General features: G+C 45.0%; 14 protein-coding genes. All 14 read left to right on the plus strand.

All coding sequences use genetic code 11. From position 1 onward, the window contains the following. The first annotated feature begins 25 nt into the window (after window positions 1–25). A complete protein-coding gene (ssb, locus tag CCB157_RS15485; protein WP_439951334.1) occupies window positions 26–391 on the plus strand; it encodes a single-stranded DNA-binding protein in 366 nt (121 codons plus the stop codon). 75 nt (window positions 392–466) lie between these two features. Beyond that, entirely contained in the window at window positions 467–1105 is a 639-nt protein-coding gene (locus CCB157_RS15490) for a DUF1599 domain-containing protein (RefSeq protein ID WP_202970047.1), read from the plus strand. A 212-nt stretch (window positions 1106–1317) separates the two neighbouring features. Next, window positions 1318–1464: a 3D domain-containing protein gene (locus CCB157_RS18260; protein WP_274519644.1), complete on the plus strand. Its 147-nt coding sequence runs from the start codon at window positions 1318–1320 to the stop codon at window positions 1462–1464. Window positions 1465–1468: 4 nt separating this feature from the next. Next, the gene (locus CCB157_RS18265) at window positions 1469–1594 is read left to right on the plus strand and encodes a hypothetical protein (RefSeq protein ID WP_274519643.1); all 126 of its coding nucleotides are present in this window, start codon (window positions 1469–1471) and stop codon (window positions 1592–1594) included. 170 nt (window positions 1595–1764) lie between these two features. Further along, complete coding sequence (locus CCB157_RS15500) at window positions 1765–2337, plus strand: dUTP diphosphatase (RefSeq protein ID WP_077616753.1); 573 nt, start codon at window positions 1765–1767, stop codon at window positions 2335–2337. Window positions 2338–2339: 2 nt separating this feature from the next. Continuing rightward, window positions 2340–2501 (plus strand): Fur-regulated basic protein FbpA, encoded by a 162-nt coding sequence (locus CCB157_RS15505; RefSeq protein ID WP_143287096.1) that lies wholly within the window; start codon window positions 2340–2342, stop codon window positions 2499–2501. Next, entirely contained in the window at window positions 2494–2919 is a 426-nt protein-coding gene (locus tag CCB157_RS15510) for a RusA family crossover junction endodeoxyribonuclease (protein WP_077616755.1), read from the plus strand. Before CCB157_RS15505 ends, CCB157_RS15510 begins: the two co-directional genes overlap by 8 nt. A gap of 112 nt (window positions 2920–3031) precedes the next feature. After that, window positions 3032–3199, plus strand: a complete 168-nt coding sequence (locus tag CCB157_RS15515; RefSeq protein WP_077616756.1) for a DUF3954 domain-containing protein — start codon at window positions 3032–3034, stop codon at window positions 3197–3199. A 416-nt stretch (window positions 3200–3615) separates the two neighbouring features. Next, a complete protein-coding gene (locus tag CCB157_RS15520; protein ID WP_077616757.1) occupies window positions 3616–4065 on the plus strand; it encodes a LuxR C-terminal-related transcriptional regulator in 450 nt (149 codons plus the stop codon). A gap of 320 nt (window positions 4066–4385) precedes the next feature. Continuing rightward, window positions 4386–4778, plus strand: a complete 393-nt coding sequence (locus tag CCB157_RS15525; RefSeq protein ID WP_077616758.1) for a hypothetical protein — start codon at window positions 4386–4388, stop codon at window positions 4776–4778. A 58-nt stretch (window positions 4779–4836) separates the two neighbouring features. Continuing rightward, window positions 4837–5112, plus strand: a complete 276-nt coding sequence (locus CCB157_RS15530; protein WP_077616759.1) for an ImmA/IrrE family metallo-endopeptidase — start codon at window positions 4837–4839, stop codon at window positions 5110–5112. Window positions 5113–5156: 44 nt separating this feature from the next. Beyond that, entirely contained in the window at window positions 5157–5906 is a 750-nt protein-coding gene (terS, locus tag CCB157_RS15535) for a phage terminase small subunit (RefSeq protein ID WP_077616760.1), read from the plus strand. Continuing rightward, window positions 5899–7185: a PBSX family phage terminase large subunit gene (locus tag CCB157_RS15540; RefSeq protein ID WP_077616761.1), complete on the plus strand. Its 1287-nt coding sequence runs from the start codon at window positions 5899–5901 to the stop codon at window positions 7183–7185. Before terS ends, CCB157_RS15540 begins: the two co-directional genes overlap by 8 nt. A gap of 13 nt (window positions 7186–7198) precedes the next feature. Next, the coding region (locus tag CCB157_RS15545) for a phage portal protein (protein WP_077616762.1) at window positions 7199–8253 on the plus strand (1055 nt) is incomplete at its 3' end.

Here is an 8253-nt window from a genome sequence, read left to right on the forward strand (position 1 = left end):
TCGATATACGCCGAGCGGAGTGGCGGTGGCGAATTTCACGCTCGCCGTCAACCGCCCATTTACAAACCAAGAAGGGGAACGCGAGGCAGACTTCATTCAGGTCATCGCTTGGCGGAAGCTCGGCGAGAACGTGGCGGAATATCTGAAAAAGGGCCGCCTTGCCGGCGTGGACGGACGTTTGCAAACACGCAGTTATGAGAAGAATGGCCGGCGGGTTTACGTCACGGAAGTGGTGGCCGAATCGGTCCAATTCTTGGAACCAAAGGGAGCAAGGACGAGCGAACAGGCGCCAAATGAATCGCCGATTAATGATGACCCGTTTGCCGATGGTGGCGACCCGTTTGCTAGCGGTGATCCTATCGATATTTCGGACGACGATTTGCCGTTCTAAGAGGTGTCCATAATGCCACTTGCGACTGATCTAAATTTCGGATATGCAGATCAGAAAAGTCAGGTAAATAGCCAAGTGGTCACATACAAATTGAGCGACGAGGAGCTTCAAAAGCTCCGTCAAGAAAGGGGATGGGCAGGCGTGACGAAAGAGGAATACTTGGCTCTAAAAGAGCAGGGAAAATCGGATGCCGAAGTGAGAAAAGCGTTAGGAATTGATTACAACAAGCTCTATATGTTGAAAAAACAATGGGGTTTGATCGGAAAATTTCGAGGCGGGAAAAAGGTAGACGTGCAGCCGGTGGAAAAAGAAAACGAACATAGCAATGCAGGCGCCATCGAAACCAACGACACCGCGGATGAAGTCATTGACCCGTCGCATGTTGAAAAAGCCGCGCTTGACATCGCCACCACTACCGATCAACCCGACAACCCAAGCCTTTTCCGACAAATCGCAAACGAGATCGCCGACATTCTCGAACGTAAAAACCACGACTACGGCGACAGCTTCGGCGAGCTGTATCGCGAATTCGGCGACATTTCCTCGGCGATCAGGCTCACGGACAAGCTCAAACGCTTCCGGACGCTCATCGACAAAGAGCGTCGGGTGGATGACGAGTCGATCGAGGATACTCTCCGCGATATTGCTGGATATGCGATTTTGACTCTAGTAGAAAAACGAAAAATGGCGATGCCCATGGAGGTGGCGACTTGAGTCTCATATTCTCGTTGATCATATTCCATGGCGGCCACACCGTCCCGACACCACCAAAACATGAACCGGATCCGAAGCCGTTCGTCCGCAAGTATGAAGTCACGGCATACACAGCCGATTGTCTCGGCTGTTCCGGGATTGCAGCGAATGGGAAGCCGCCCGTCCGAGGCGTCACGGTAGCCTGTCCGCCGGAATTGGAGCTCGGAACGTGGTTGAATATCGAAGATGTCGGCCGGCGCCGGTGCGATGATCGGGGCGGTGCCATTCATGGTAAAAGATTGGATTTGTTCATCCCAACATTGCAAGAAGCACTTGAATTTGGCCGGCGAAGGCTAGACGTTGAAGTTTTGCGGAGGTGAGACCGTGAACGTTTGGGAAGGCATCGCCATGGTGCTTGCCATTGTAGCGATGAACGCCGTTGTGGCGGTTGTAGCGTATCGGTCGGGGCGGTTGGATGAACGGTGGGAAAATGAAATTGCAGATAAATGAAAAAGCAATCGCGATATGTAAACGAAACTACAAAGATAATTGCGGTCGTTGCCCGATTCGCATGGCTTGTATCGCAACAGTAGGCATTGGGCAAGAGGGATTGAATGAATGGGTAAGGAAGGTCAACGAAGCGGCCGAAAAAATTGTGTGAAAAAAAGGGAGTGATACAAATGGATCTATCAAAAATGTTTGAAGCGCAGCGGGAACTGGACGAGCACATCGAGCGCGAGCATCCGCGGCGGACCGGCGAAGATAGACTGGCAAAGAAAATCTTGGCCCTGTTGGTTGAGCTCGGGGAGTTGGTCAATGAATGGAGAGGTTTCAAGTTTTGGTCGAACGACCAGGAGCCGAGAACACGACATTTAGAACCAGATATAGAACATTTTGATAAAACAAGAGAAGCACGATGGATAGAATCTAACCCGCTTTTGGAAGAATACGTCGATTGCCTACATTTCATCTTGTCGATTGGCAACGAAATTAACATGAATGAAGTGTATGAAGATGAGGAACCGAAACCACTATATTGTGAGGATATTATTGATCAATTCATTGTCGTAAACGATTGGGTTAATTCATTGTATTACCGCCGTCATGAGGATGTAAATGGAGAAATGTACGATTTGGTTTTTGCATACTTTCTCGGGCTCGGCGAAATGCTCGGCTTCACTTGGGAAGAGGTTGAGAAGGCGTATTTCGAAAAGAACGCCGTCAATCATGAGCGGCAGGAGAGTGGGTATTGAAGATGGCCATTCTATATCAGAGCGTCGCAATCCGCCGGCAACAGCTCATCGACCGACTGTTGGCGGCCGGCGTCACGGAGTCGCGGGATGGACGGAGTTTGTACGAATTGTCGTTGACTGAACTTGAAAGAGAAATAGAACGGATGAGGTCGAAAAATGATTGAATTTACGATATATGGCGAGCCGGTCGCACAAGGCCGGCCAAGATTCACGACAATAGGCGGATATGTTAAGGCATACGATCCGAAAAAATCAAGGGAATTCAAGAATTATATTCGGCTTGTTGCCACCCAATATAAGCCAGAAAAGCCGTTGGAAGGTGAGATTGAGGTCGAGATGGACGTTTACCGATCCATTCCAAAGAGTTTGCCAAAATACAAGAAAGAAAAGGCTCTGAACGGAGAATTACGGCCGATCACCAAGCCCGATCTGGATAACGTTGTAAAGAGCGTATGGGACTCGCTAACCGGTGTCATATGGAGGGATGACAAGCAGATAGTCGGTATGGCTGTTAGGAAGTGGTATAGCGAACAACCACGGATTGAATTGAAGGTCAAACCATTGGGAGGTGAATCTCGATGAAAGAGAAAGAAATTAAACCCGGCAGCTACGAATGGCAACGGCAAGTCATCCGGGAGGAATACGTTGAACCGGCCAAGAAGGAACAAGAAAAACAAACACGGCGGTGAGCAACATGGCGGAATTGAAGGCGAAAATCAATCTTCTTGAGAATGCCGTATACATGGTCCGGGACGGGAAGCTCGAAAAGCTCGATGTTCCGGGAGATGGATATGGTAAGCAAACAATCACATGGCAGGCCGGGAAGCCGGTGCATTATGAAGTGAGTTATACGAAAAAGTGAGGGATGGATAGAATTGCAATTGCATTTTTATACATCTTTTGAAAGCATAGAAGCATTAAGAAATGGTATGACTGTTTATGTTTGGAATAAATCGCTAGCTAAGCCGCATCATATTCATATTAGTGTTGATGTTGATAAATACATCATAGAAAAATCGCCTATTCATAAGGATTACACAGTGTTTTGTATTACCAGGATTGGATAATCAAAATTAGATAAAATGCTACCGGAACAACCGGGGCACCGATCACCGCAGATGCGGGATTGGTGTCCTTTTTCTTTTGAGGAGCTGATGAATTTGAAAGTGAAAGTCAGGAAAGGGCATTGCGACGGATGTGTATGGTTGTCAAAGGGTGGGATGTGCGCTTTCTTTCGCTGCGTTCGATATCATGGATGGACCGTGGAGGCGATGGTGAATGAACAAGAAGCAGATCGCTGATACGCTCCGTGATTATAAATGGATGATCAATGAAATACAAAGACAGAGAAAAATGCTTGAGGAAGCCGGGGATGGATTGACGGCTCAATATGGGGTCGAAGGATCGCTCCCAAAACCAAAAGGAGCGCCAAGTGATCCGGTTTATCGGGAATATTTACGTCGAGAAAAGAAAACAAAATGGGTTGAGAGATTGGAGCAAAAAGTCCTATTCATTCAGGAGTATTCGAAAGCTATTACAAACGAGCGAGAGAAGGCTGTATTAGAATGCATGCTTGATGGTATGTCAATGATCGCTATCAGCCGGCATATGGGACTTTCAGAGAGACATATTTTCCGTATTAGAGACAGCATTGTTGACCAAATGGCAGAGATGGCAGGAATGTCAGGGATGTCTGGAAAGTTGTTCCGTGAAAAACAATGTGGCTAAAATCGGAGGTAGGAGCGGTGCGGCAGGGATCACGGGCCGCACCTGACTGTGCTTGGATACTCTGATGTAGATGGTCGAAGGAATTGGTCTGAAAACAGATGGATTCCAGGTTAGCATCTCTTGAAAGAGTATCCAACCCATGGGTTTGCACCTTCCGGTGCTCATATATTTGAAACGGAGCAGAGCCACGCGAACGCGGGACTGCTCCTCAATACATAGATCAAGCGCCCGCTACGGATCGTGCGAGCGCTTTTGTGATTTTTTTGAAGGATTTCCCCTTTTTCTGTCGAATAGATGATGGGAAAGGGGGTAGGATAATTATGGAAAAAGATTGGATAACAGCATATATTTGTAAATTAACCAAACATTATTACAATATGGAAATCGTTAATAATTGGATTAGCAACTTAGTAAATGATATTAATTCTGCACTTTCAGAAGTCGGTAAAGGAAAAGCGGATTTTGACAAAGAAGAAAACATAGTAGTATTTCCGGATTCAATAATTGAATTTACCGTTAATGAAAATGCATTACATTTTACAAAGTTAACTAGAGAAAATAAACGGCAAGTTGGGAAAATTATCGTATTAACCGACGGATTATCTTATAAAATTAAGGACGAAAGAAATGAAACAATCGCTAAAGTTAATGAAATTCCTGATATGATTAATAATGTATTTTCTTATTTGCTAGTTACTATGAGAGAAAGATAGGTAAGGATGGTGAAAAACAAGGCACCCATGCGGTGCTTTTTCTTTTGGGGTGATTTTTATGATTCCTAAAAAAGTCAAGGTTGCGGGTATTGATTATGAAATCAGAGAAGTTGAAGGAATCCTTGAGAGATTCAGTACTTTGGGACAAATAAATTATCACAAAGGCATTATCGAATTAGATAGTAGCTTGTGTCAAACAAGAAAAGAACAAACATTCATACATGAGTTGCTCCATGCTTGCTTTCGAGAAGCGGGATATGAAGAGCAAGAAGAAGAAATGATTGACCGCGTTTCTTCCGTTCTTTATCAAGTACTCAAGGACAATAATTTATAGATAACAAAACAAACGAATGACCGTTGGAGGTGGGTGGTGATGTAGTGGTTGATACAAAAGAACAGGCTTACCAAGATTATTTGGCTGGAATGAAATATAAAGACATCGCAGAAAAGTATGGCGTCACCCTTAATACTGTAAAATCATGGAAAACCCGTTATAAATGGTCTCGCAATAGTGTGCATACAAAAAATAAGAGTGTGCACACAAAAAAGAGAGGCGGCCAACCGGGCAATCAGAATGCTAAAGGCCATGGCCCGCCTAAAAATAATCAAAACGCCAAAAAGCACGGATTCTTTTCTAAATACATCCCAAAGGAAACCCTTGAAATCATGGGGATGTTAGAGGAGAAGAGCCCGGCTGATCTCATTTGGGATCAAATCATGATCCAATACGCTGCTATCATTCGAGCACAGCAAATCATGTTTGTTGAGAGCAAGGATGAAATGATTAAAGAACTTAAGAAAGAAAAGAATAGACTGACTGATAGCGAGAAAAGTCATGAAATAGAATACGAATTTCAATTCGCCTGGGATCGCCAGGCTACTTTTTTAAATGCCCAATCCCGGGCGATGTCGGAATTAAGATCTCTGATCAAGCAATTCAACGAATTGGCTCATGAGGACGATGAACATAGGGCGAAGTTGGAACAAATCAAGACCGGTATAGAAAAGGTGAAGAAAGAAACCGAACTCATCGAGGAAAAAACCAAACTGCTTAAAGGCGACAAAAAGGATACGTCCCTTATGGAGGCTCTTATTGATGCCATGAAAGCAGGCGAAGACGATGAGTAAGCTCGTCGAATTCTCGCCAAAACAAAAGAAATTTATCCGGATGCCATTCCAGCACACGCTTGAAGTCAATGAGGGCACGCCGAGATCCGGCAAGACGACCGCCGGCCATTTTCGTTATGCCCGGTATTTGATCAATTCCCGGGATGAAAACCATTTGATCGCAGCCTATAACCAAGAACAAGCCTTTCGCCTCTTTATTGACGGCGATGGAACGGGTTTAATGCACATATTTAACGGCTATTGCAAATTAAAACACGACGACCTAGGCGACCATTTGGAAATCCATACGCCCCGTGGAATTAAAAAAGTATATTACAAGGGTGCGGGAAAGGCGAATAGTGTCGGGGCGATCACCGGGATGTCACTGGGTAGCGTGGTATTTTGTGAAATAAATCTTTTGCATATGGATTTTATCCAGGAGGCTTTCCGGCGAACGTTCGCGGCTATAAATCGTTATCATTATGCGGATCTGAACCCTCCGTCTCCAAATCATCCGGTCATTGAAAAAGTATTTGATGTTCAGGACACTTATTGGCAGCATTGGACCATCCAGGACAATCCGATCATCACCGAAAAACGGAAACAGGAAATCTATGAAACGCTCAAAAAGAACAAATACTTACTGGATCGGGACTGGTACGGAAAACGGGTTTTGCCCGAAGGTGTCATTTATTCCATGTTTGATATGGATAAAAACATAAAGCCAGCATTGCAAGGCGAGCCTATAGAAATGTTTTTCACAGCAGACGGTGGGCAAAATGACCCGACTTCTTGCAGTTGCAATATCGTCACACGGAAAAAGGCAGATGGTCGATACCGATACTTTCTGAACCGTGTGGCTCACTATTATCATTCCGGGCGGGATACGGGGCAAATCAAGGCGATGAGCGTATATGCAAGGGAAATCAAAGAATTCATCCAATGGTGCGTTGATAAATTCCAGATGAGATATACGGAAGTATTTGTGGATCCGGCTTGTAAATCCCTGCGAGAAGAATTGCATCTGATTGGTATCTACACGAGGCCAGCGGACAACAATGCCCACGACATTCAAGGGACGAAAAAAGGGATTGAGGTCGGAATTGAGCGTTGCCAAAATCTCATTACGAATGAACAGTTTTTCCTGATCGAAACCGACAAATATGACCATTACAATTTCATCAAAGAGATTGGGATGTATGCCCGGGATGAAAAAGGGAAACCGATTGATGATTATAACCACGCCATGGACGAATTTCGCTATGGCGTTAATTATTTTTATAAGCGCTATGTAATTTAAGGCGGTGAGCGGCATGTTCAAGACGATTATCGCGAAGTTAAAGGCGGTGATGTATCGGATGGGTCTCATTAAAGGATTGCAAAGCATCGGGCAAATCAAAGATATATCTATTTCTGATGAGCATTATCAGCGCGTTGATTTATGGCGTGCTCTCTATCAGGGCTATTATTCTGACTGGCATGATGTAGAAGTGCATACGGTTGAAGGCAAGAAAACCCGCCGAATGAGAACGATGAACATGCCGAAACATGTGGCTCAAGAAATGGCCGCGCTCGTCTTCAATGAAAAATGCATGATTAATATTTCGGACGAGACACTCAGTCAAAATGTCCAGGACGTTTTTAAACGCAACCGATTCTATAAACAGTTTCAACGATATCTCGAGTACGGATTCGCGCTTGGCGGATTGGCCATGAAGGTTTTTGCTGACGAAAATGGAATCCGCATCGGTTACGTAACGGCGGACTGTTTTGTCCCACTTTCAAGCACAGCGGATGAGGTTCTCGAAGCTGTATTCCTAAATGAAGTCCGCAAAGGAGATAAATATTACACACTTTTGGAATGGCACACCTGGGACGGGCCGGAATACGTTATCACGAATGAGCTATATCAATCGAGCATTCAAGGACAGATCGGAATTAAGGTTCCGCTTAGTACCCTTTATCCGGAACTTCAAGAGGAAACGCGGATTCAAAACCTGAAACGTCCGCTGTTTGTGTATATCAAGCCAAATTTAGCGAATAACTTCGATACCCAAAGCCCCCTTGGTATCGCAATCTATGCGAATGCTTTGGATACGCTTCGAGCCCTTGACATTGCGTTTGATAGTTTCGAACGAGAATTTCGACTTGGGAAAAAGCGGATTATGGTCCCGGCTTCTGCCATTCGGACCGTGGTCGATCCGCAGACCGGAAATTTGGTCCGCTATTTTGACGCAAATGACGAAGCTTACCAAGCCTTCAACTTTGGACAAGATTCTAATGAGATCAAAGACATCTCTGTTCAGATTCGGGTTCAAGAGCATATCGATGCGATTAATGCTTTGTTGAATATATTAGCGATGCAAAC

It is taken from the genome of Caenibacillus caldisaponilyticus (assembly GCF_002003465.1).
Taxonomy (GTDB): domain Bacteria; phylum Bacillota; class Bacilli; order Bacillales; family Sporolactobacillaceae; genus Caenibacillus; species Caenibacillus caldisaponilyticus.